The 20,342-nt window shown below is 70.6% G+C and carries 19 protein-coding genes and 2 pseudogenes; 11 read left to right on the plus strand and 10 right to left on the minus strand.

Annotated elements, in window-relative coordinates; genetic code table 11:
* Nucleotides 1-375: 375 nt before the first annotated feature.
* Nucleotides 376-2,493, minus strand: a pseudogene (locus tag AF335_RS01900) (bifunctional glycosyltransferase 87/phosphatase PAP2 family protein); the annotation flags it as partial.
* Between the two features lie 447 nt (nt 2,494-2,940).
* Here AF335_RS01900 and AF335_RS01905 point away from each other — a divergent pair.
* The gene (locus tag AF335_RS01905; protein WP_102916991.1) at nt 2,941-3,498 is read left to right on the plus strand and encodes a GNAT family N-acetyltransferase; all 558 of its coding nucleotides are present in this window, start codon (nt 2,941-2,943) and stop codon (nt 3,496-3,498) included.
* Nucleotides 3,499-3,512: 14 nt separating this feature from the next.
* Here the strand turns inward: AF335_RS01905 and AF335_RS01910 are convergent, their stop codons facing one another.
* Nucleotides 3,513-5,600, minus strand: coding sequence for an MDR family MFS transporter (locus AF335_RS01910; protein ID WP_102916482.1), 2,088 nt, complete (start codon nt 5,598-5,600; stop codon nt 3,513-3,515).
* A 528-nt stretch (nt 5,601-6,128) separates the two neighbouring features.
* Complete coding sequence (locus AF335_RS01915) at nt 6,129-6,461, minus strand: hypothetical protein (protein ID WP_102916483.1); 333 nt, start codon at nt 6,459-6,461, stop codon at nt 6,129-6,131.
* Here AF335_RS01915 and AF335_RS01920 point away from each other — a divergent pair.
* The 3 genes and pseudogenes from AF335_RS01920 to AF335_RS01930 form a co-directional block, all read left to right on the plus strand.
* Nucleotides 6,461-7,132: pseudogene (locus AF335_RS01920) on the plus strand (peptidoglycan-binding protein); the annotation flags it as partial. The gene AF335_RS01915 and the pseudogene AF335_RS01920 overlap by 1 nt on opposite strands.
* Nucleotides 7,133-7,158: 26 nt before the next feature.
* The gene (locus AF335_RS01925; protein WP_102916485.1) at nt 7,159-7,422 is read left to right on the plus strand and encodes a hypothetical protein; all 264 of its coding nucleotides are present in this window, start codon (nt 7,159-7,161) and stop codon (nt 7,420-7,422) included.
* The gene (locus tag AF335_RS01930; RefSeq protein ID WP_102916486.1) at nt 7,419-7,685 is read left to right on the plus strand and encodes a hypothetical protein; all 267 of its coding nucleotides are present in this window, start codon (nt 7,419-7,421) and stop codon (nt 7,683-7,685) included. Before AF335_RS01925 ends, AF335_RS01930 begins: the two co-directional genes overlap by 4 nt.
* Nucleotides 7,686-7,748: 63 nt before the next feature.
* Here AF335_RS01930 and AF335_RS01935 read toward each other — a convergent pair whose 3' ends face one another.
* Nucleotides 7,749-8,225 (minus strand): hypothetical protein, encoded by a 477-nt coding sequence (locus tag AF335_RS01935; protein WP_102916992.1) that lies wholly within the window; start codon nt 8,223-8,225, stop codon nt 7,749-7,751.
* A 30-nt stretch (nt 8,226-8,255) separates the two neighbouring features.
* Nucleotides 8,256-9,506, minus strand: a complete 1,251-nt coding sequence (locus AF335_RS01940) for a helix-turn-helix domain-containing protein (RefSeq protein WP_228773325.1) — start codon at nt 9,504-9,506, stop codon at nt 8,256-8,258.
* A 612-nt stretch (nt 9,507-10,118) separates the two neighbouring features.
* Here AF335_RS01940 and AF335_RS34335 point away from each other — a divergent pair.
* The 5 genes from AF335_RS34335 to AF335_RS01960 all read left to right on the plus strand — a co-directional run bounded on the left by AF335_RS34335 (nt 10,119) and on the right by AF335_RS01960 (nt 13,746).
* Complete coding sequence (locus tag AF335_RS34335; RefSeq protein WP_170127557.1) at nt 10,119-10,292, plus strand: hypothetical protein; 174 nt, start codon at nt 10,119-10,121, stop codon at nt 10,290-10,292.
* A 214-nt stretch (nt 10,293-10,506) separates the two neighbouring features.
* On the plus strand, nt 10,507-10,791 hold the full coding sequence (locus AF335_RS01945; protein ID WP_146045401.1) for a hypothetical protein: 285 nt from the start codon (nt 10,507-10,509) through the stop codon (nt 10,789-10,791).
* Nucleotides 10,792-10,797: 6 nt separating this feature from the next.
* Nucleotides 10,798-11,799, plus strand: coding sequence for an MvdC/MvdD family ATP grasp protein (locus AF335_RS01950; protein ID WP_102916488.1), 1,002 nt, complete (start codon nt 10,798-10,800; stop codon nt 11,797-11,799).
* Nucleotides 11,796-12,905 (plus strand): methyltransferase domain-containing protein, encoded by a 1,110-nt coding sequence (locus AF335_RS01955; RefSeq protein WP_102916489.1) that lies wholly within the window; start codon nt 11,796-11,798, stop codon nt 12,903-12,905. The genes AF335_RS01950 and AF335_RS01955 overlap by 4 nt, the downstream gene beginning before the upstream one ends.
* A 181-nt stretch (nt 12,906-13,086) precedes the next feature.
* On the plus strand, nt 13,087-13,746 hold the full coding sequence (locus tag AF335_RS01960) for an HAD-IA family hydrolase (RefSeq protein ID WP_102916490.1): 660 nt from the start codon (nt 13,087-13,089) through the stop codon (nt 13,744-13,746).
* A 120-nt stretch (nt 13,747-13,866) separates the two neighbouring features.
* On the opposite strand, the gene AF335_RS01965 is transcribed toward AF335_RS01960, so the two are convergent.
* The 3 genes from AF335_RS01965 to AF335_RS01975 all read right to left on the minus strand — a co-directional run bounded on the left by AF335_RS01965 (nt 13,867) and on the right by AF335_RS01975 (nt 15,147).
* The gene (locus tag AF335_RS01965) at nt 13,867-14,214 is read right to left on the minus strand and encodes a VOC family protein (RefSeq protein ID WP_102916491.1); all 348 of its coding nucleotides are present in this window, start codon (nt 14,212-14,214) and stop codon (nt 13,867-13,869) included.
* Nucleotides 14,215-14,510: 296 nt separating this feature from the next.
* On the minus strand, nt 14,511-14,732 hold the full coding sequence (locus AF335_RS01970) for a hypothetical protein (protein WP_102916492.1): 222 nt from the start codon (nt 14,730-14,732) through the stop codon (nt 14,511-14,513).
* A 4-nt stretch (nt 14,733-14,736) separates the two neighbouring features.
* Nucleotides 14,737-15,147, minus strand: coding sequence for a carboxymuconolactone decarboxylase family protein (locus AF335_RS01975; protein ID WP_102916493.1), 411 nt, complete (start codon nt 15,145-15,147; stop codon nt 14,737-14,739).
* A 323-nt stretch (nt 15,148-15,470) separates the two neighbouring features.
* Between AF335_RS01975 and AF335_RS01980 the strand changes: the two genes are divergently transcribed.
* A complete protein-coding gene (locus AF335_RS01980) occupies nt 15,471-15,884 on the plus strand; it encodes a hypothetical protein (RefSeq protein WP_102916494.1) in 414 nt (137 codons plus the stop codon).
* 14 nt (nt 15,885-15,898) lie between these two features.
* Entirely contained in the window at nt 15,899-18,637 is a 2,739-nt protein-coding gene (locus AF335_RS01985) for a KGGVGR-motif variant AAA ATPase (RefSeq protein WP_244926882.1), read from the plus strand.
* Between the two features lie 58 nt (nt 18,638-18,695).
* Here the strand turns inward: AF335_RS01985 and AF335_RS01990 are convergent, their stop codons facing one another.
* Both AF335_RS01990 and AF335_RS01995 read right to left on the minus strand, forming a co-directional pair.
* On the minus strand, nt 18,696-19,277 hold the full coding sequence (locus AF335_RS01990) for a TMEM165/GDT1 family protein (protein WP_102916496.1): 582 nt from the start codon (nt 19,275-19,277) through the stop codon (nt 18,696-18,698).
* Between the two features lie 182 nt (nt 19,278-19,459).
* On the minus strand, nt 19,460-20,296 hold the full coding sequence (locus AF335_RS01995; RefSeq protein ID WP_244926883.1) for an ABC transporter permease: 837 nt from the start codon (nt 20,294-20,296) through the stop codon (nt 19,460-19,462).
* Nucleotides 20,297-20,342 lie beyond the last annotated feature (46 nt).

A 20,342-nucleotide genomic window follows, 5' to 3' on the forward strand; every position in this document is an offset into this window, starting at 1 on the left:
TGCACCTCCAGCCAGGCGGGGGTGAAGGCCGCCATCACCACCTCCGGTTCCTGGAGCGTGGCCCTCCAGTACGGCGCGCCGACCACCGCGACCCTCGGCATGCCGGTCGGCGGCTTCGTCGTGCAGACCAGCGGCCTGGCCAGTTGCACGGTGACGGCGGCGCCCGCGACGGCGGCCGACATCGTCGGCACGTTCACCAACGGCGCCCCCTCGACGCTCACCATCACCAACGCCATGGTGCCGATCAAGGTCGTCGGGGGCTTCGGCTGCCCGACGACCGCGACGAGCTCGGTGTTCAACGCCACCTACGAGGTCACGGACGCCACGGACCCGTCCTCGGCGATCACGGTGACCGGCTGACCGGCTGACGGCGCGGCCGCCGCGCCCGGCCCGGCCCCGAGCGGCCGGAGCGGGCGCGCGGCCGCGCCGGCCCGGCGCGGGCTCAGCCCTTGGCGGCCCGCGCAGGGCGCGCGCCGACGGCTCCGGCTCGGCGTCGTCGGCCGCGCTCCTGGCCCCGGGCACCCGGCCGACGGCCGGCCGCCCCGGCCCGCGCAGGGCGTACTGGACGGCGAAGCCGGACAGCACGACGAGGGCACCGCCCGCCGCGTCCAGCACATAGTGGTTGGCGGTGCCGACGATCACAGAGAAGGTGAGCAGCGGGTAGAGCATGCCCAGCCACTTCATCCACACCTTGGGCGCGACGGCGGCGATCACGAGGCCGCACCACAGCGACCAGCCGATGTGCAGCGAGGGCATCGCCGCGTACTGGTTGGACAGCTCGGTCAGCGCCCCGAAGTCGGGGTGGTCCAGGTCCTGCGGGCCGTTGGCCGTGTCGACGTAGCCGAGGCCCGGCATCAGCCTCGGCGGTGCCAGCGGATAGGCCCAGAAGCCGGCGAGCGCCATCAGCGTCGCCAGCGACAGGGCCGTGCGGGCCCAGCGGTAGGTGCCCGGCCGGCGGACGTAGAGCCAGCCCAGCAGGAGCACCGGCACCAGGAAGTGGAAGGTGCCGTAGTAGTAGTTCATGGCGCCGGTGAGCCGGCCGGAGCCCGCCACGAAGTGATTGAAGGCGTGTTCGACGTCGAGGTGCAGGAACCGTTCGGCGCCGAGGATCTGCCGGCCGTGGGACTCCGCGACGGAGCGCTCGTCGGGGGCGCTCGCGCGGATGAAGGAGTAGACCCAGTAGCCGATCCGTATCAGCATCAGCTCCAGCAGGACGCTGGGGCGGCTGAGCGGGCGCTTCCAGAAGCGGCAGAGGGGGATCCAGGAGAGGCGGCCGGGCCGCGGCTCGGCCACCGGGGCCGGTGGCGGGCGGTCCCACAGCGCCGACGCGCGCGGGTGGAAGGGCACCGCGCAGGCCGCGACGAGGGCGGCGAGCAGCGGGGCGTTGTCGCCGACGGGCCGCAGGACGGGGTTGTCCGGCATCAGGACGGTGCTGGTCAGCGTCATCACGAGGACGACGAGGAGCGGCCACACCAGCCGGTCGGCGCGCCGCCTGCCGGCCCGGCCGACGACCGCGAGCAGGATCCACAGCTGCTGGTGCGGCCAGGCCGTCGGGGAGACGGCGACCGCGACGCAGCCGGTGAGGGCCGTCGCGAGCAGCACCTGGCCGTCCCGGGCGTAGCGCGCGGCCCGGCGCAGGCCGAGGACGGCGACGGCGGCGGCGAGGAGGCCGTAGAGGGCGAGTTCGGCGGGCCCGCGCAGGCCGGCGCGGAGGAGCAGGCCGTGCAGGGACTGGTTGGCGAGCCCGTCGGCCGCGGAGCCGAGGCCGGCGCCGGCGACGTGGTGGATCCAGTAGGTCCAGGAGTCGTCCGGCATGGCCGCCCAGGCCAGGGCGGACAGACCGGCGAAGGTCAGACCGGCGGCGGCCGCGGCGCGGCGGCGGCCGGTGAGCCAGAGGGGCACCGCGAAGAGCAGCACGGCGGGCTGGAGGGCGGCCGCGAGGCCGGTGAGGGCGCCGCCGAGGCGGCCGTCGCCGCGGGTGAGGCGCGGCAGGCAGCAGCCGAGGAGCACGAGCAGCACCGGGAGGATGCTGGTCTGGCCGAGCGTGAAGGCGCTCCGCACGGGCAGCGAGACCACGGCCAGGATGATCGCGACCGGGGCGGCGAGCAGCCGGGCGCGGCGGGAGACCTCGCCGGGCAGCGAGCGGGCGGCGACGAGCGCGACGGCGACGACGAGCAGCAGGGTGCCGAGGGTCCAGACGACACCGAGGCCCTGCTCGGCGGCCCGGGTCAGCGGTTTGAGGACGAGCCCCGCGAAGGGGGTGCCGGTGAACTCGTCCGTGTCGTACAGCGAACCGCCGACGTCCAGGACGCCCTTGTCGCCGATCCAGCGGGCGAGGTCGGTGAGGCGGCGTTCGGGGGGCAGCCGCAGCACGGCGGCGGTCTGACGCACGGCCAGCAGTCCGGCGACCAGCCACAGGGCGCCCAGCGCCAGACCGGTCCGCGAGCCCGCCCTCGGCAGACCCCCCGGCCCGCTCCTCCGTGCGTTCGCCACGCCCCGCAGCTCCTCCACTCGCCCGGCTCGGTCACCCTCGCAGGGCCGTTTGAGACGTACTGAGTCCGGTGGAACAGACGCAGATCACCTCTGGGTCATCTGACAACTTCCCATACGGAACCGGACGATGCCGATGAGGCGGTGGCGGCGGGTGCGGGCCGTCTACCAGGCGGTCACCTGAAGGATGTAGACCCTCTCGTGACGCGGAACCACCTGGTGGACAAGCGTTCCACCGGCCACCATGCCGTTGCCGCCTTGCGGAGAGGCGCCTTCGTAGGCCGCTACGCCGAGGTGGGGCGCCTCGGCGGCGCGTACCGGCCGGGCCGGGGGCGCCCGCTTGCCGGTGTCCCGTGGCCGGACACGCGCCCGGGCGATCCGGTCCGCGCGGCCCCCGCACTCCCCGGAATTCGGTCGTCCAGGCGGGCCCCGCGTGCGACGATGCGCGCCATGAACGACGCTCACGCCGCCGCCGGGGGCCCCGTGCCCCGGTCGTCCTGGACCGTCGCGCCGCAGCCGGTCGGCTCCCCCGAGTCCGCCGCGATGCTGCGCGAGTACCTCGTCGACGTCGCCGACCGCTGGTACGTCATCCACCACGGCCGGACCTCCACGACCGAGGAGATCGACGAGCACCTCGCGGAGGACCCCAACGACAGCCTCGCCCCGCCGGACGGGGTGCTGCTCGTCGCGCGCCACGGCGGCGAGCGGGCGGGCTGCGTGGGCCTGCGGCGGCTGGACGCGCGGACGGCGGAGCTGAAGCGGATGTACGTACGGCCCGCCAAGCGCGGGCTCGGCGGCGCGCCCGTGCTGCTCGCCGCCGCCGAGGACGTGGCGCGCGGCTGGGGCGTGGCGCGGATCCTGCTGGACACCCGGAAGGACCTGGTGGAGGCGGTCGCGCTGTACAGCCGGCACGGGTTCGCGCACGTGCCGCGCTACAACACCGCCGAGGAGGCCCCGTACTCCGAGGTGTGGATGGCCAAGGAGCTCGGCGGCGGCCAGGCGCGGTAGCCGGCCCCGGCCCGCTATCCGCCGTCGCGCGGGCGCCGCGCGTCGTGGTCGCGGTGCACGACCCCGCCGTTGTGCGGCTGCTCCCGGACCGAGCCGCACAGCTCGTGGTTGAGCTCGCGGACGAGCGCGTCCAGGTCGGTGGGCCGGTCCGCCGACCACCAGTCGCCCAGCAGCTCCGCGAGCGAGTCCGCGCGGGCCTCGTAGAGCAGGCCCGCCTCCCGCCGCCCCTCGTCGGTGAGGACCAGCGGCAGCCCTTCGCGTACGGCCAGCCCGCGCGTCTCCAGCTGCCGCGTCGCCTCGGAGATCACCCGGAGCGGGATGTCGGCGCGCTCGGCCAGCAGCGCGGGCTCCGCGGACCCGTAGCGGTTCATGCGCAGCAGCATCCAGCTCGCGGCGGGGTGCAGGTCGAGCCCGGCGCGGGCGGTGATGTCCTCGTAGACCCGGCGGCGGCCCTCGCGGCTGCCGAGCAGCGACAGGGCGCGGGCGCACTCCTCCCGCGAGGAGCGTTCGACGGGGTTGCTGGCCAGGACCTCGCTGGTGTCGGGGGCGGTGACGCTGGCCCGCAGCGGGTCCTCGCGCAGCAGCCAGGCGAGCGCGAAGGCGACGAGCACGGCCGGCACCGCGTAGAGGAAGACGTCGGTGATCGACTGGGAGTAGGCGGCCAGCACCCCGGCCCGTTCGCCCGGCGGCAGCAGGGTGATCGCCCGGGGGTCGGCCTTGAGCTTCGCCGCGTCGACGCCGGCCGGGAGCGTGGCGCCGGCGAGGGCGTCGTTGATGCGCGGCCCGAGCTTGTTGGTGAAGATCGTGCCGAAGATGGAGACGCCGAAGGACGCCCCGATGGACCGGAAGAACGTGGCCCCGGAGGTGGCGACGCCCAGGTCCTCGTAGCCGACGGCGTTCTGCACGACGAGCACGAGCACCTGCATGACCAGGCCGAGCCCGAGGCCGAAGACGAAGAAGTACGCGCTCATCTCGCCGGTGGAGCTGGCCGGGTCGAGCTGGTGCAGCAGGAGCAGCCCGATCGCGGTCAGCGCGGTGCCCGCGATCGGGAAGACCTTGTAGCGGCCCGTGCGGCTGACGATCTGGCCGGAGCCGGTCGAGGCGATCAGCAGGCCCGCGACCATCGGCAGCATGTGCACGCCCGACATCGTCGGCGAGACGCCGTGGACGACCTGGAGGAAGGTCGGCAGGTACGTCATGGACCCGAACATCGCGAAGCCGATGACGAAGCCGATCACCGAGCAGAGCGTGAACGTGTGGATCCGGAAGAGCTTGAGCGGCAGGACGGGCTCCGCGGCCCGCCGCTCCACGAGCACGAACGGCACCAGCAGCACGACGCCCAGCACCCCGAGGCCGATGATCTGCCAGGACGACCAGGCGTAGCTGACGCCGCCGAGGGAGGTCATCAGCACCAGGCAGGTGGCGACGGCGGCGATGAGGAAGGTGCCGAGGTAGTCGATGCGGTGCGGCGTGCGGTGGGCGGGGATGTGCAGGACGGCGGCGATGACGAGGAGCGCGACGATGCCGATGGGCAGGTTGATGTAGAAGACCCAGCGCCAGCTGAGGTGGTCCACGAAGAGCCCGCCGAGGAGCGGGCCGAGCACGCTCGTACCGCCGAAGACCGCGCCGAAGAGCCCCTGGTAGCGGCCCCGGTCGCGGGGCGGCACGATGTCGCCGACGATCGCCATCGACAGCACCATGAGCCCGCCGCCGCCCAGGCCCTGCAGGGCGCGGAAGGCGATGAGCTCGCCCATCCCCTGGGCGATGCCGCACAGCGCCGAGCCGATCAGGAAGATCACGATGGCGGCCTGGAAGAGCTTCTTGCGGCCGTACTGGTCGCCGAGCTTGCCCCAGAGCGGGGTCGCGGCGGTGGAGGCGAGCATGTAGGCGGTGACCACCCAGGAGAGGTGGTCGAGCCCGCCGAGGTCACTGACGATGGTCGGCAGCGCCGTGGAGACGATCGTCTGGTCCAGAGCGGCCAGCAGCATGCCCAGCAGGAGCGCGCCGATCGCGACGAGCACGGTGCGCCGGGGCTGTCCCTCGCCGGGCACGGCCGGGGGGTCCGCGGCGGCCGTGGCGGGGCCCGGGGTGTCGTCCGCCATGGGCTGGCTCCTGGGGGTGCGACGGGACTGCGGGGGCGGGCTCTCTGGTCCTGGACGGGGTCCCGGGCGGTTCCCGGGCGGGGGCGGGGTTCCTGGTGGCCCCGGGGCGGGGTTCCTGCGGTGGACGGGGGCGCGTACGGGGCGGTACGGGGCGGGCCGTGGGCGTACGCGCGCTCATACGCCCGCACGCGCCGCGACCCGGCCGCCGTTCGGCCGCCCGGCGTCCCGCTGCCCTCCATCGTGATCCGGATCCGCGCGGACGGCCCGCCGGGATAGGCCATTGGCAGCGCACCCCGGCCGCCCCGACCCGGCAGCAGCCCCGTCGCGGGCCGGTCCGCACCCCCGCCGACCTGGGCCTGTTGGCGATCGGGAGGACTTTTTGTATCTTTGAGAAACAAAGTGGCCTCGTCCGTATTCCCTGACCGGCGGGCGAGGCCGCTTGCCTTCTCCCGCGCCCTGGAGTCCGCCGATGCCGGCCAACGCCCCCGCCACCACGACCACGCTGACCGCCCGTGCCCTCCTTCTCGACTACTCCTGAGAAACACGGTCAAGCTCGTCGGCCCAAGGGTCCGGCTCCCAGACCGGATGCAGCTCAAGACGCGATGCGGCCCTGACCTTGCCCTCTCGCTGGACGCGGTACACCGCAACCCTGCGGAGTAGCTGACGCAAGATCCCGTTACGCTCGCCCGCCGTCAGCGTCTCCCACTCGTCGAGGAGCCCGACGATCAGAGGTTGGTAGTCGGTGACGTCTGGGGTGGCCTCGACGGCTGCCACCTTGGCGAGCAGCGCTTCAGCGGTATCGCTCTGCTGCTTGATGCGGTCCCTGGCGGCCTCGTAGGCACCCTCCGGATAGTCGTCCACTTCCCGGCCCGCTGTGCCACGGCGTGATCACGAAGAACGGCGACGTCTACCTGATCTCGGCCGGCCGCGCCAACCACGCCGGGAGCGGCGACAGCTCCGTGCTCGCCGCCGTCATCAACGAGCGATCGACCCCGGACCCGGACGACACCGACACCGACGGCAACGCCCACTTCTACGGGTTCGAGTGCGTGAACGTCGGCGACGGGTCGGACCCGTGGCCCGAGGCACAGCTCGACGCGATCGAGCGCGCGTCCGCCGCGATCTGCCGCGCCTACGGCTGGTCAGCCGCGTCCGTGATCGGTCACAAGGAGTGGACCGATCAGAAGATCGACCCGCGCGGTTTCTCCATGAACACGATGCGCGAGCGGATCGACCGCCGCCTCGGCCACGCACCCGGCAAGCCCGCGCCGGCCCCCGAGCCCGAGTTCGAGCCGTTCCCCGGCCAAGGCTTCTTCAAGTCGCACCCCGACTCGCCGATCGTGACCGCGATGGGCCGCCGCCTCGTCGACGAGGGGTGCAGCGCGTACGCCGCGGGCCCCGGCCCGCAGTGGACCGTCGCCGACCTCCGCTCGTACGCCCGGTGGCAGCGCAAGCAAGGGTTCTCCGGCAGCGACGCCGACGGCTGGCCCGGCCGCGTCACCTGGGATGCGCTCCGCGTCCCCAAGGTCTGACCACGCCTCCGACAGAAAGAGCCCCCATGGCTGACGCGTCCCGCCGGACCGTGCGCACCATCGTGCAGACGGCCGTCGCCCTCGCTGTCCTGCTCCCCGCGATCATCGATGCCTCGGGCATCCCCTCCACCCTGCCGTGGGTCGCTGCCGCGCTCGCCGTCGCCGGCGGCCTCTCCCGCGTCATGGCCCTGCCCGGCGTCCAGGCCCTCATGCCCCGATGGCTACGCACCGGCCCCGATCGCGACGACGAGCTGCGCCGCCTCGACCGCACTGGGGGTGGTGGCCTGTGACCGACCCGGCCCCGCACGATCCCGCGGCGGTCGCCCTCGAACTGGAGAAGCTCCGCGGGGCCGTCGAGGTCGGGTTCGCCCGGGTCGACGGGTCCCTCGCGCTGCTCGTCCAGCGCAGCGACCAGACCGACGCCCATCTCGCCGACCACGAGGCCCGCCTCGACGACCTCGAACGCGCCCGGTGGCCCCTGCCCGCCCTCGCCACCGTGACCGCCGTCGCCGGCCTGCTGCTGTCCCTGTGGCAGGCCACAACCACCCACTGATGTACTGCGCGCCCGTCCGGCCATGCGCCGGACAGGCGCGCATTTGGCGTTCTGTCAATTCCGTCAGTCCCTGGTCGCCCCTTCCGGCCAGAGCACGCGTACGGGCACTCCTATGCGCTGGGCGTAGGCGACTACGTCCGCGGTGCCGCCGTAACCTCGGGCCGGTTGGCCGTCCCATACTGCGAGCACTTCATCGACAAGTCCGACCAGTAGTTCGCTCCCTGCCATGTGCGCCTGTGAGGTGGGCTCATCGAGGCCAGTGTGATGGACGTCCGAGGCACGGTCGAGGATCTCGTCATAGGTCACGTGGTGCCAGCCAGGCAGGCTGTTCCGGTACTCCGCCGCGGGAATGACAACCTCGACTCGCCCCCCGCGATCAAGCACCGACCGAGCAAACCAGGCGTCTGGGCCATCCGCAATGCAGCTGACACCGACGAGTTCATCTGGCGGGTACGCCTTGACCGCCTCAGCAAGTTCCTGTCGCACACGCTGTTCAACCTCGTCAGGCAGTCCGCGATGGCCAGTGATACCGATCCTCATCTGTCCCCTCTCGATCACAGGTAGGCGTCATTAAGTCGCCCGTCGAAGTCGCGGACAAGCGCCGGCGGCGATGCGGACGAGTAGCCCCGGCGGAAGTTCCGGGCCCGCTCGGCCACCCGTCCGGAGCGTAGTCGCAGACCGGTGTCGAGCGCCTGAGTTGCGAGACCAAAAGCGACGTCTAGATAACCCGCGGCCAGGTGCCCCGTAGCGACATCCAGCGTAAGGAGTGCTCGCTGCTTCTCGTGGCTGGACGAAAGAGCAGCCGTTGCGTCGGCGATGGAGGAATGAACCCACCGGGGCCGCGCTAACCGGGCGCCACAGGTGACCCGGGCAGCTGCGATCTTGCGCTCGTCGAAGGTAAAGGACCCATGGCCATGGTGGCGCCGCGTCCGCCGCCATTCGGGCCGCTTCAGCAGCACTTGCCGTGAGGGCTCGATCGGCTGCGCGGTCGTCGCCAGCCGTAGCATGCGCAACCGCTTCGAGCGATGAGAGCCACGCCGCCGCAATCGGTGGTCGTTCCGAGCCGAGTTGCCGCCTCGCCGAGCGAATCAAGGCTAGCCCCTGTGCACAGTTGCCGTACTCGACCTCAAACTGCGCCAAGCTCCCCTGTTGGTACGCGATCAACAGTGGGTCTGCGGCCCGGCGCGCTGCCTTGATCGCCGCGCCGTACCAGGTACGCGCGGACCCTTGGTCGGCCATATCCCAACTCAACCAGCCAACAAGACTGGCGACTTCGCTTCCAACAGCCGCCAAGCGCGTACGGGTCGACTGATCGTTCGTCTGCGAGGCTACGGTCTGAACGAGCCGCATGTGCCCCTGGACGGTGTCGGACAGTTGCCGCGCCGGCGCCGTGGCGTCCATCCTCCGATAGGCGGTTGTTGCGACACGGAGCACCGCCGCTTGACCCCCCTCCCACTCTGCCCGCGGGGGCGTCGCTGTGTTCAGGACAGGGGTAGCTGCAACCGCAGCTACCCCGGCCAGTAATTTGCGCCGTTCCACTTCATCGTTTCCATCTCTGAGCTTGCCCGGTGCTGCGTCACTGTCGGCAAGGCCGACCAGCCGGAGCGGGATGCCGAGGTGGTGAGCAGCCCGAGCGAGGGCGGTCATGTTGTACTCGCCTGCGCCTCGCTTCTCCAAGCGGGAGACCGCGGACTGAGACAAGCCACAGGCGCCGCCGAGTTGGCCCTGAGTCAGCCGCGCAGACTCACGTACCAAACGAATGACCCGCCCGTAGTCGCCTTGTGATGACGCGGTCCGTACGGCGCTGTCGGACCAATTCATTGGTGCCTGTCCCTCTCACGGTAGGTAGGGGAGAACGGATATGCGAGCTCGCGTACCCGCCTGCTGCATACCCGTATGCAGGGTGCGCATGAACGCTGGCGTACCCACGTGCAACAGCGGTTCGCTCGTCTCACGCAATAACGGGACCGAGGAGCAACCGACATGGGAAGACCTCAAGGAACCGGTGCCCCAGTCAGAGCGCCGAGCGCTACCCGGGCGCTTTTGTCACGACTGATTGCGGCCGACGGTACGGGCGGGACCATCATGCTGCGGGGTGATTTGGGGGAGTCGGCGGATGGCCCGGACCTGTCCACGGGTTCCATGGCCTACCCGGCTTGCCGATGCGAGGTTCACCGTGCGGGCAAGGGACAGCCGGATTCGGCCGTGCGCCTCGGCGCCAAGGGGGCTCCGTGACCACTGAAGCGGAAGTGATCTCGTTGCCCCACTCGTCCGGCCCCGGCGGAGTCGTCGTCGGCAAGACCGTGGACGAGTGCAGCACCTGCTCGCGCCTGAACGACGACCGACACCGGGCGTGGACGCCCCCAACGGTGAACTGGCCTCTTGAGGAGCGGACCCGTCGAGAGTTGCACGCACATTGGGAGGAGGCGCACCGTGCCTAGACCCCGTGTCCCGAAGGTCAAGGCAGCCGTCACCGCCGGCTGTGAGGTCTGTGCGAAGATCCGGGCCAACCTGACCGCCGCTGCGAGCCGGGGCGACATCGACAGCGTGGGCACGCTTGACGTGATCTTGGGCCGTCACGAGAGACAGGCCCATGCCCAGGACTGAAGACCACCCTGCCGATCACGATCCGCCCGCACGCCCGCCCCTCCCTCAGGACTCCTACCCTTCCGCCGGACGTACCTCCCCACACCCCTTCCCGGCGGAGGGGTAGGCACGAACGCCCGTCCGGTCGATCCTGGGGAGTTTCGGCGGACGGGTGCACCACCGCACGGCGGTGCAGGGAAGGACCCCGCACCGGAAACCAGATCAAGGAGAACTTGTGTCTGTACTCACTGACCGACTCCCGACTCGGAACCGCGTGATCAACTCCGACCCGGCCGGCCCGCTCGCGACCCGGCCGTTCGGCCTCGACGCACTGGCCAACGTGGCACCCGTGGGCATCCCGTCGCAGACCTTCACCGTCGACCCCGCCTCGCAACTCTCCGTCATCGACGGCGAGGTATGCATCAACACCCCGGCGCACATGAACAACACCATCTGCAACACGGAGTCCGACGGACAGGACGCCATCGGCGGCGTGGACGAGGACCAGAACGACGACTGACGCCCGATGACCACACCATCCGGTGAGAGCACGCGCGGCCAGGCGCCGCGCGTGCTCGTCGTCACCTTCGCCCTGGACCCGACCGCCGACTACGTACTGCGCGAGCTGAACGCCCGCCGCATACCCTTCTGGCGCACCGACCTAGCCGACTTCCCCACCCGCTCTACGCTGTCCGCCGAGGTCGGTGCCGACGGCCGATGGAGGGGCGCCATGCGCGACGCCACGCGAGGGGTGGACCTCTCAGAAGTCCGCGCCGTCTGGTGGCGCAAGCCCACCCCGTTTGCCTTCCCCGAGACCATGAGCGGACCCGAGCAGGTGTTCGCCACCTCGCAGGCCAAACGCGCCGTCTCCGGCGTGCTCGGTTCCCTCCCCGGAGTCCTGTGGGTCAACCGCCCCGAGCGCAACGCGGACTGCACCAAGCCCAGGCAACTCGCCGCCGCAGCCGAGGCCGGCCTGCGCGTACCCGAGACCCTGATCACGAACAACCCCGCCGATATCCCGTCCTTCGCCCAGCGATGCGGCGGCCACATCATCACGAAGGTTCTCGGCGGCATCGTCCACACGGAGAACAACACCCGAGGGCAGCTCTACACCCACCGTGTCCCACCCGAGCAGTGGAACGACTCCCGCATCGCGCTTACCGCCCACCTGTTCCAGCGCGAGATCACCGACAAGGCGTACGAGGTCCGGGTCACCGTCGTCAACGGCCAGACCTTCCCCGTCGCCATCCACGCCCCGGCCGGCCCCGCCAGCCTCGACTGGCGCCGCGACTCCCACAGCCTCCGCTACAGCACCGCCCTTCTGCCCCCGGAGGTCCAACGGGGAATCGAGGCCATGATGTGGCGCCTCGACCTCGTCTTCGCCGCCCTCGACTTCATCGTCGACAGCAACGGCACGCACTACCTCGTCGACGTCAACCCCGGCGGCCAATGGGCGTGGATCGACCACACCCGCGACGCCATCACGCACGCCCTCGCCAACCTTCTGGAGAAAGGCAGCACGACGTGAGCACCGAGACCGATCGCGACCAGGAAGCAGCGCAGCTACGCGCCAAGCTCGCGCAGACCCTCGTCGACGCCGGCGACCTGACCGACCCCGCATGGCGGGACGCATTCGAGAAGATCCCCCGCGACAAGTGCGTGCCCTACTTCTACGACCACACCGGCCGCAAGATCACCGGCGACGACCCTGAGACCCGCGAGCAGTGGCTCACCACCGTTCATGAGAACCGGCCTCTCGTCACGCACCGCACCGACGGCGCCGCCACGTCGAGCAGCTCACAGCCCTCGATCATGGCAACCATGCTCGAAGCGTTGCAGGTCAAGGACGGAATGCGAGTCCTCGAACTGGGCGCCGGCACCGGCTACAACGCCGCCCTGCTCGCGCACCGGCTCGGCGACGACAACGTCGTGACCATCGATGTCTCGCCCGACATCACCGGCCCCGCCCGTGAGCGCCTCGCCGCAACAGGGCATCACCCGCTCGTCGTCACCGGAGACGGAAGCTTCGGATGGCCGGACAAGGCCCCGTACGACCGCATCATGGCCACCTGCCAGCTCAGGACCATCCCTCCCGCGCTCGTGCGGCAACTCGCTGAGGGCGGGTTCATCCTCGCCCCGCTCGGCAACGCCCTCGCCCGCATCCACCGCACCGGTGAGCGCACAGCCGAAGGCGCCTTCCTCCCCGGCGGCGCGTTCTTCATGCCGCTGCGGCGCGGTCTCGGCGACGGACAGCCGGCCCGTCGGCCCGCCCTGCCCGACGCCGTCGGCCGGCCTACCCGCCTGCCTGCCGCTGCCATCGCGAACAACGACTTCCGCTTTCTCCTGAGCATCGCTGTCCCGGACCTCACATGGCAGTACGACCTCGCCGACGACAGGAAGCCCACGGGGGCACGAGTCTGGACGCCTGACGGTTCCATCGCCAGCCTCACGGCCGACGGCACCGTGACTGAGGCTGGCCCCCGCTACCTCTGGGCCGCCCTTGAAAAGGAGTACGAAACATTCCTCACCACAGGCGAGCCCGGCCCTGATCGCTACGGCGTCACGATCAACGAGGACACACAGCGCATCTGGCTCGACACCGCCGACGGGCGGGGGTGGAGCCTCACCCCCTGAATCAGCCGAATCACCAACGGCCCCGGACCGCTCAGCGCGGGCCGGGGCCGCCGCCTACCTGCGACGTTTGGCTGACACAGCCCTGCTTTGTATCGTAGGGAAACAAAGTGGCGCCGTCCGCCCTCCCTGACCAGCGGGCGGGGCCGCTTGTCCCTCCCGCCGCCCAAGCTCAGGAGTACGTATGCGCAGCTCAGAGACTGTTGGTGTTTTTAAGGCTGTGCTCCTGGACATGGACGGCACGATCGTCAACTCCGACGCCGTCGTGGAGCGCTGCTGGCGCGACTGGGCGGCGGAGCAGGGCCTGGACGGCGACGCCGTCATGAAGGTCGTCCACGGCCGCCAGGGCTACGCGACCATGGCCGTCCTCCTCCCGGACCGCCCGATGGAGCAGAACCACGCCGACAACGCCCGGATGCTGGCCGCCGAGACGGCCGATGTCGCCGGCGTCGTCCCGGTGGCCGGCGCCCCGGCCTTCATGGCGTCCCTGGCGGACCTCCCGCACGCCCTGGTCACCTCGGCCGACCGCGCCCTCTCCGAGGCCCGGATGACCGCGGCGGGCCTCCCGATGCCGGAGGTCCGCGTCACGGCGGAGTCCGTGGGCGCCAGCAAGCCCGACCCGGAGGGCTTCCTCAAGGGCGCCGCGGCACTCGGCTTCGCCCCGGCGGACTGCGTCGTCTTCGAGGACTCGGAGGCGGGGATCGCGGCCGGCAAGGCGGCGGGCATGCGCGTGGTGGGCGTGGGCCCGCGCGCGGCGGCCCACGCGCCGGACGTGGCGGTGGCGGACCTGACGGAGGTACGCGTGGAGGCGGACGGCGAGGGCATCGTCCTGCGCGTCGGCTGAGGCACGGCTTCTTCGGGCGCACCGGCCGAGCTCACGGTCCGCTACGAAGCGACCGTCCTGGTCACGGCCCTCAACGAGTGGCTGTGACCAGCGCTTTCACCAGAGGTACGGGAGAGGCCGTCAGCGGTGGCCCAGCACGTTGACCACCCGTCCACTGGGGTCGCGGACGAAGAACCGCCGCACGCCCCACTCCTCGTCCTGCAAGGGGTGAATGATCTCCGCACCGCTCTCCCGCATGACCGCGTAAGCCGCATCCACATCGTCCACCTCGACACTCATGTCGGGGGTGACGGGCGCGGTCTTGTCGCCGGCCATGATGCTGATCTGCGCCGCCGGGCTGGACGGGGAGGCGAGCGTCATGATCCAGCCGTGGTTCATGACCTCCTCGAAGCCCAGCAGGCCGTAGAACTCCCGGCTCTCCTGGGCAGCCTCCGACTGGATATTGGGCACGACACGGCGAACGGCCATCGGTGACTCCAAGTGAGAACAAACCTGTCTCTGTGTCTCCCCAGGGGTACTACGGCGCACCCGTAGCCGCACACGCTTTCGGTACGCGCTCCGGGTATGGGGCTTCCCGGCGCACCGGCTGACGTACGGCCTCTTCCGGCGCACCGGCCGAAGCCGTACGCGGCCGGTGCGGTCGGGGCGGCCGGTGCTTGTCGCCCCGGGGTTCAGCCCGCCTGCGCCTTGAGGTGAGCGATCACCTCGTCGAGCTCCTTGGTGGGCGAGAAGTTCAGGAACTCACTGTCCTCGGGTGGTGGCCGTCATGGCTCCTCCTCGTCCCGCCCGGCCGCCCCGCCGGCACGCAGGCGGGAGATCTGCGCGTCGTAGTCGTCCAGGACCCGCCGCAACCGCTCCAGCGCCTCGGCGGGAACCTCCACGGGCGCGGCCCCGGCCACGTACCGGCCCGCGGCGACCAGCGCCGCGAACTCGTAGGCGTGCGAGGTGACGCGCAGCACGCCGGGGCGGGCCCACTCGATGCGCATGGCTTCACGCCTTGGCGCTCAGATAGCCCTTGATCTGTTCGAGCTCCTGGGCGAACGCGTCGTAGTCCTCCCGCATACCGTTGAGGTACGCGCTCCAGCCGAGGCTGTTCTTGGCGTAGTGGACGGCCTCCTGGATCTCCTCGTCCGTGGCCCCGAAGAGCCGGGCGGCCTCGGTGTGGAAGAGCGTGCAGTAACGGCATTTGGTTTCGGAGTGCAGGGCGATCCCCATGAGTTCCTTGTACTTGTTGGGAATCAGGGTCTCGCCGAGCTCGATCCTCTTGAATATCTCCCACTCGTGTTCGAGCAGGTCGTCGGGGATGCCGGAGATGAAGTGCGGAACGAGTCCCAGCCTCTCCTTGATCTCCGCCTCGACCTCGGCACGGCTACGGGCGGCCATGGCAGCCACCCCCTTCATGGGAGCCGGGTAGCTGTTTCTCCCTTCTCACAATAGGACAGATCAGAACTGGAGTGCGAGGGTTTCACCCGTTTCCACCCGTCCGAGATACGGCGCCGGAGCCGGGGTAGCCTCACCCCGCCTCATGGGCGGGCCGATCGGTAGTCCAGTCGTCGAAAACCTGCCCAGGAAGCAAGCAGCCCACCCCGAGCTGGACGATTCCCGCCGATGTGCCATCACCCGCCGATCGGCCGCAACCGCCCCCTTGACTCCCGTTCCCTTGCCGGTAGTTCAGTTGGTCGATACCTCGGAATGCGAAGTCACTCCGATGCCATGATGTTCATATGGTGCTTCAGGTGGGGGTCAGGGCACTCCAGCAGCGCAGGATTCAACTACGCGACAGCTCCGACGCGGTGACCGCGACCGGGGACGCAGCTACAGCCGGTTTGCTTCTGTTCTACGCGGCGGAGTGCGCTCTCAAGGAGCGGCTGCTGGTACGCCGGGGACTCCGTGACTCCTCGGGCCTGGAGCCCACTCATGATCTACGGAGGATCGCCAAGGAACTGCGGCTTCCCCGGCATCTCGGTGAGCGACTGGACCGGCTTCGGAATTGCCGACTGCATCCGGCCACCCGCGGCTCCGTGACCCTGGCCGATCTACACCAGGCCTGGCGTTATGGTGCGAAGCTGGACGCTGCGGACGAGAAGGAAGCCCACGAAGTGCTCCGCATTCTGATCACATGGTGCGAGCGGGACTGAGGAGTGGAATACCAGTGGCCGACCTGAACGAGCTGGAGGGGCCGAGGCCTCCCGACCATCTGTTCACCTGGGTCGACGTGGATGAACATCTCACCCTCCTGGCGGCTGAAGGCCGGTGGCCGGAGTGGCTGTACGCAGCGGACGGCTGGTGGGACGGCTTGGAACTCGTCGTCGCCCGCGACACGAACACGGACCGGGTGAGGGAGTGGCTGGATCTCGCCTTCGGCGCCGGCTCGACCGAGCGGCACGACGGGGAACTCATGCTGGGCCTTGACGACCCCCGGACAACCGCGTTCACAGGCGTGCCCGTGATCCTCAGTCATGAGCCGGAGAACGCCGAGCAGCCGCGTCGGGTCCCACTGTTGCGTGAGAAGCACATCACCCGGCAGTTGGCAGACCCCTTGGACCGCCCGAAGGACGGGCGCTTCGCCGGCGACGTCCAGTTGGTGGCTTTCCACTCCTTCAAGGGCGGTGTGGGTCGCACGGTGCACGCAGTCGCCATGGCCGACTCCGTGGCCCGGCGTGGGGGCAATGTGCTCCTGGTCGACGCGGACCTGGAGGCCCCGGGCATTACCTGGATGCACAAGGCCCAAGGGGGGCAGCTCGACTTCTGCTACGCGGACCTTTTGGCCCTGCTGCAAGGTTCCGATGAGGGGGGCTGCTCGGCGGCCATAGACATCGCAGCCGCGTATCTACCCAATCAGCAGGTAGGCCGGTACCCGGGGACCGGACGCATCACGGTCGTCCCGACAGGCCGGGGAAACCTGATGGGCCCCCCGTTGATCGAACCGGCGGATCTCCTCACACCCGGCCGGTCGCCGTACTTCCTCACCGAGGCACTGGCCGCCCTGGCAGCACGCGTCGGAGCGGACACCGTGGTCGTGGATCTCCGCGCGGGCGCGTCCGAGCTGTCCGCGCCCGTTCTGCTCGACCCTCGCGTACAACGCGTTTTCGTCACGACCCTGAGCCATCAGTCCCTCGCGGGTACCGGACAGCTCGTACGGCAACTGGGGCGTCGGGCGCCCGCTGTTCAAGGTGTCGACCCGGCGAGCTCGGTCATCATCACCCAGTGCCGTCCGGACGTGCACGCCGCGCAAGTGGAGCAGGCTCGTGACGAACTCGGCAGTGCCCTGTTGGCAGCGCTGACGCCGTCGAGCGAGGGCATCGACTCCACGACGAGCGGCGTGGACTCGGCCATCCTCTCGCGACCGGTGGTGAGCCCGTTCCGCGAGGAGCTACTGGCACTTCCTTCGAGCTGGGAAGCCGTCCTACGCGTCCTGGACAACTGCAAACTGGCGGATGTCCTGGAGCCGATCACTCCGATGCCCGCCCCGACCTCCGGGGCCCCGCAGGATTCCGAGGCCCCCCCGGCACCCGTGGACTACCGCGCGCTGCGCAGGAACCTCGCGGACACCGCGAACCGCTTCATCCACGCGGAGCGCGAGGGCATGTCCTCCGCCAGCGGCTTCCTCGTGACCGACCCGCTTCGCAGGCTGCTGGGAGACCATCGCACCGAGCCACCCCTCGCCCTGGTGGTCGGGGCCAAGGGGGCCGGCAAGACCTTCATGTACGCCAAGGCCTGCGCCGCCCGGTCCTGGGGCAGGTTCGCCGAGCAGTCCCAGGTGGAAGGGGTGCGGCTGGACGCTCCTGTGGTGCCCCTCCTGGAGTCGGTCAACCTCGAAAGCCACGAGCTGGCCCCGCAGGACCTCAGGGACGCCTTCGCTGCCGGTCACAGTGGAGGAAATGGAAAAGCGGATTCGTTCCAAGAGATCACCGATCGGCTGAAGAGCGGACTCTCCAGGCTCGACAGTCAGGACGAGGTCGGCTGGCGACGCCTCTGGCTGGAGTGCCTGGCCGCCGCGGCGGGTGTCCTGCCCCAACCCGGCGAGAGCGTGGAGAGCGCGCTGACCGAGCTGGGCAGACAAGCGAGGGCAGTTTTCGTCATCGATGGGCTGGAAGACCTTCTCCAGACGTTGGACAGCGAGGTCAAACGAACAGCGCTGCGCGTGCTGCTGATCGATGTGCTCGCATGGCTTCGGTCATTGCGAGGAAGGCCCCTGGGACTGGTGGTCTTCGTCCGCCAGGACCTGGTGACACGGGCTGTCCGGCAGAACAGCGGCCAGCTGCTGGGCAGGTATGAGTCCTACGCTCTGCGCTGGGACAAAGAAGAGGCACTGCGGCTGGCCCTGTGGGTGGCGGCTCACGCCCAGGCCCTCCCCTCCCCCGTGGCCACCACGGAGATCACCGAGCTGCCCGAGGAAAAGCTCCTGGAATCCCTCATCCAGTTGTGGGGATGGAAGATGGGGACGGAGAAATCCAAGGAGGCGCGCTCCCATCTCTGGGTGCCCGCCGCCCTCGGCGACTTCCACGATCAGGTCCAGGCACGGGACGTGGTCAAGTTCCTCGCCGAGGCGGCACGCCTCTCCATTCCCCAGACGACCTGGGAAGACCGCGTCCTGGTGCCCAGTGCCATGCGCAACGCGCTCCTCGAATGCAGCAAGAACAAGATCTCGGCGATCCAGGCGGAGAACCAGGAGGTCGGCGACCTCCTGGCCAGGCTCCAACTATTGGAAGCGGTGAACGTGCCTTTCTGGCTCAAGGCAGTGGGACTCACCGTCGAGGAAGCCGACTTCCTGGTGGACTCCGGCGTATTCGCCCGGGAGAAGGACGGCCGGTTCTGGGTCGCGGAGATCTACCGGCACGGTCTGGGGTTCGGAAGTGAGCGGCGGGCGAAAGTCTTGTGGCGCCGCTGAGGCGACGGGACGGCCGGGGGCCTCGCCTGTGCATACGCCCCCCGGCCGCCAGGCCCCCTCAGCCCGTGACCGCCTCATACAGGCTGAACCCCGCCAGCGCCAGCATCACCACCGCCGCGATCTTGGTGATCAGCGCCAGCGGTACGTACTTCATCAGGGTGCGCCCGCCCAGGATGCCGAGGCCCGCCACCGCCCACAGGGCCAGGACCGCGCCGACGCCGACCGAGACCGGGTCGTCGTAGCGGGCCGCGAGGTTGGCGGTCATGATCTGGGTGAGGTCGCCGAACTCGGCGACGAGGATGAGCATGAAGCCCGCGCCGGAGACCTTCCAGAAGGACTGGTCGGCGGGCTTCTTGATCTCCTCTTCGCCGTCGTCCTTCTTGAGGAGCAGCATGGCCGCGCCGCCGAGGAAGAGCAGGCCGACCACCGCTTGGACGAGCCGGTGCGGCAGCAGGGTCAGGACGCTGCCCGCCGCGATGGCGAGGGCGACGTGGACGGCGAAGGCGGCGGCGACGCCGACGAAGACGTAGCTCGCGCGGTAGCGGGCGCCGAGCATGAGGCCGGCGAGGGCCGTCTTGTCCGGCAGTTCGGCCAGGAAGACGACGCCGAAGACCAGGGCGGCGACGGTGAAGCTGAACACGGGGGTGATACCTCGATCGGTCGGGCTGCCGGACCGAGAGACCTGAGCTGATTCCGGGGTCGCTTCGGCACGGCAGCGTCGTGGACACTGCGGCCGAAGGTCTCGCTGGCCCTTCCGTGCGGACGGGCCTCCGGGCGCCGGCCGAGGCGAGCTCGGCAGTATGTCGACGGTCCGGCGAAGAGCTACTCCCCTTCTGCTCCGTCCAGGGTACGCGACCCCCGGCGGCGGCGTGCCGTACGGCCGGGGGCGCGGGGCTCCCGGTGCAGCCTGCCGCGGGCCACCAGCTCCAGGACCACCGCGGCCGCCACCGCCTGCACGGCCATCAGCGCGACCAGCACGAACAGCTGCACCGCGCCCGCCAGCACCGGGGACGCCCCGCCCAGCAGCATCCCCACGAAAGCGCCCGGCAGTGTGACCAGCCCCACGGTCCGCGTCTGGTCCAGGCCCGGCAGCAGGGCGTCGGAGGCGGCCGGGCGGGCGATCTCCAGGCGGGCGTCCCGGTCGAGGAGGCCGAGCGCCAGGCCCGCCTCCACCTCGCCGTGCCGGGTGCGCAGCTCGTCGAGCGCGCGGCGGCCCGCCAGCACGGTCGCGGTCAGGGCGCCGCCGATGAGGATGCCGGTGACGGGCACCAGGGCGATCCCCTTGAGCGGGACGAGCCCGGTCAGCAGCAGCACCACGACCACGGGCACCACTCCGGCCCCGATGGGCACCGCCGTCCACCACCAGGTGCCGTTCTCCGTGACGCGGCGCCCGGCGGTGCGTACGGCCACGGTGAACATCAGCGCGAGGAAGCACAGCAGCAGCGGGACGGCCCGGACCACCCAGCCGATCAGCGCGGACACGGCGGCCAGTTGGACGGCCGCCCGCAGCCCGGCGACGGCGATGGGCCGGGCGTAGCCGCGCCCCCGGGCATCGGTCAGGTGGGCGAGGGCCGCCACCCCCGCGGCGGTCACCAGCAGCACGGCGAGCACCGCCCCGAGGGTGGCGTTGACGGGCAGCAGGGCCGTGGCGGCGAGCACCCGGCCACCCTACGGGCGCGAACACTGTTACCGGCGGGCACACGTG

Source organism: Streptomyces eurocidicus, assembly GCF_002891295.1.
GTDB lineage: Bacteria > Actinomycetota > Actinomycetes > Streptomycetales > Streptomycetaceae > Streptomyces > Streptomyces eurocidicus.

Excerpts from the sequence above, each read along its gene's own strand:
- AF335_RS01925 (WP_102916485.1), top strand. The coding sequence starts at position 7,159 with ATGGCTGACGCGTCCCGCCGGACCGTGCGCACCATCGTGCAGACGGCC.
- AF335_RS01940 (WP_228773325.1), bottom strand. The coding sequence starts at position 9,506 with ATGAATTGGTCCGACAGCGCCGTACGGACCGCGTCATCACAAGGCGAC.
- AF335_RS01905 (WP_102916991.1), top strand. The coding sequence starts at position 2,941 with ATGAACGACGCTCACGCCGCCGCCGGGGGCCCCGTGCCCCGGTCGTCC.
- AF335_RS01910 (WP_102916482.1), bottom strand. The coding sequence starts at position 5,600 with ATGGCGGACGACACCCCGGGCCCCGCCACGGCCGCCGCGGACCCCCCG.
- AF335_RS01980 (WP_102916494.1), top strand. The coding sequence starts at position 15,471 with ATGGTGCTTCAGGTGGGGGTCAGGGCACTCCAGCAGCGCAGGATTCAA.
- AF335_RS01965 (WP_102916491.1), bottom strand. The coding sequence starts at position 14,214 with ATGGCCGTTCGCCGTGTCGTGCCCAATATCCAGTCGGAGGCTGCCCAG.
- AF335_RS01960 (WP_102916490.1), top strand. The coding sequence starts at position 13,087 with ATGCGCAGCTCAGAGACTGTTGGTGTTTTTAAGGCTGTGCTCCTGGAC.
- AF335_RS01975 (WP_102916493.1), bottom strand. The coding sequence starts at position 15,147 with ATGAAGGGGGTGGCTGCCATGGCCGCCCGTAGCCGTGCCGAGGTCGAG.
- AF335_RS01935 (WP_102916992.1), bottom strand. The coding sequence starts at position 8,225 with ATGAGGATCGGTATCACTGGCCATCGCGGACTGCCTGACGAGGTTGAA.
- AF335_RS01950 (WP_102916488.1), top strand. The coding sequence starts at position 10,798 with ATGACCACACCATCCGGTGAGAGCACGCGCGGCCAGGCGCCGCGCGTG.
- AF335_RS01970 (WP_102916492.1), bottom strand. The coding sequence starts at position 14,732 with ATGCGCATCGAGTGGGCCCGCCCCGGCGTGCTGCGCGTCACCTCGCAC.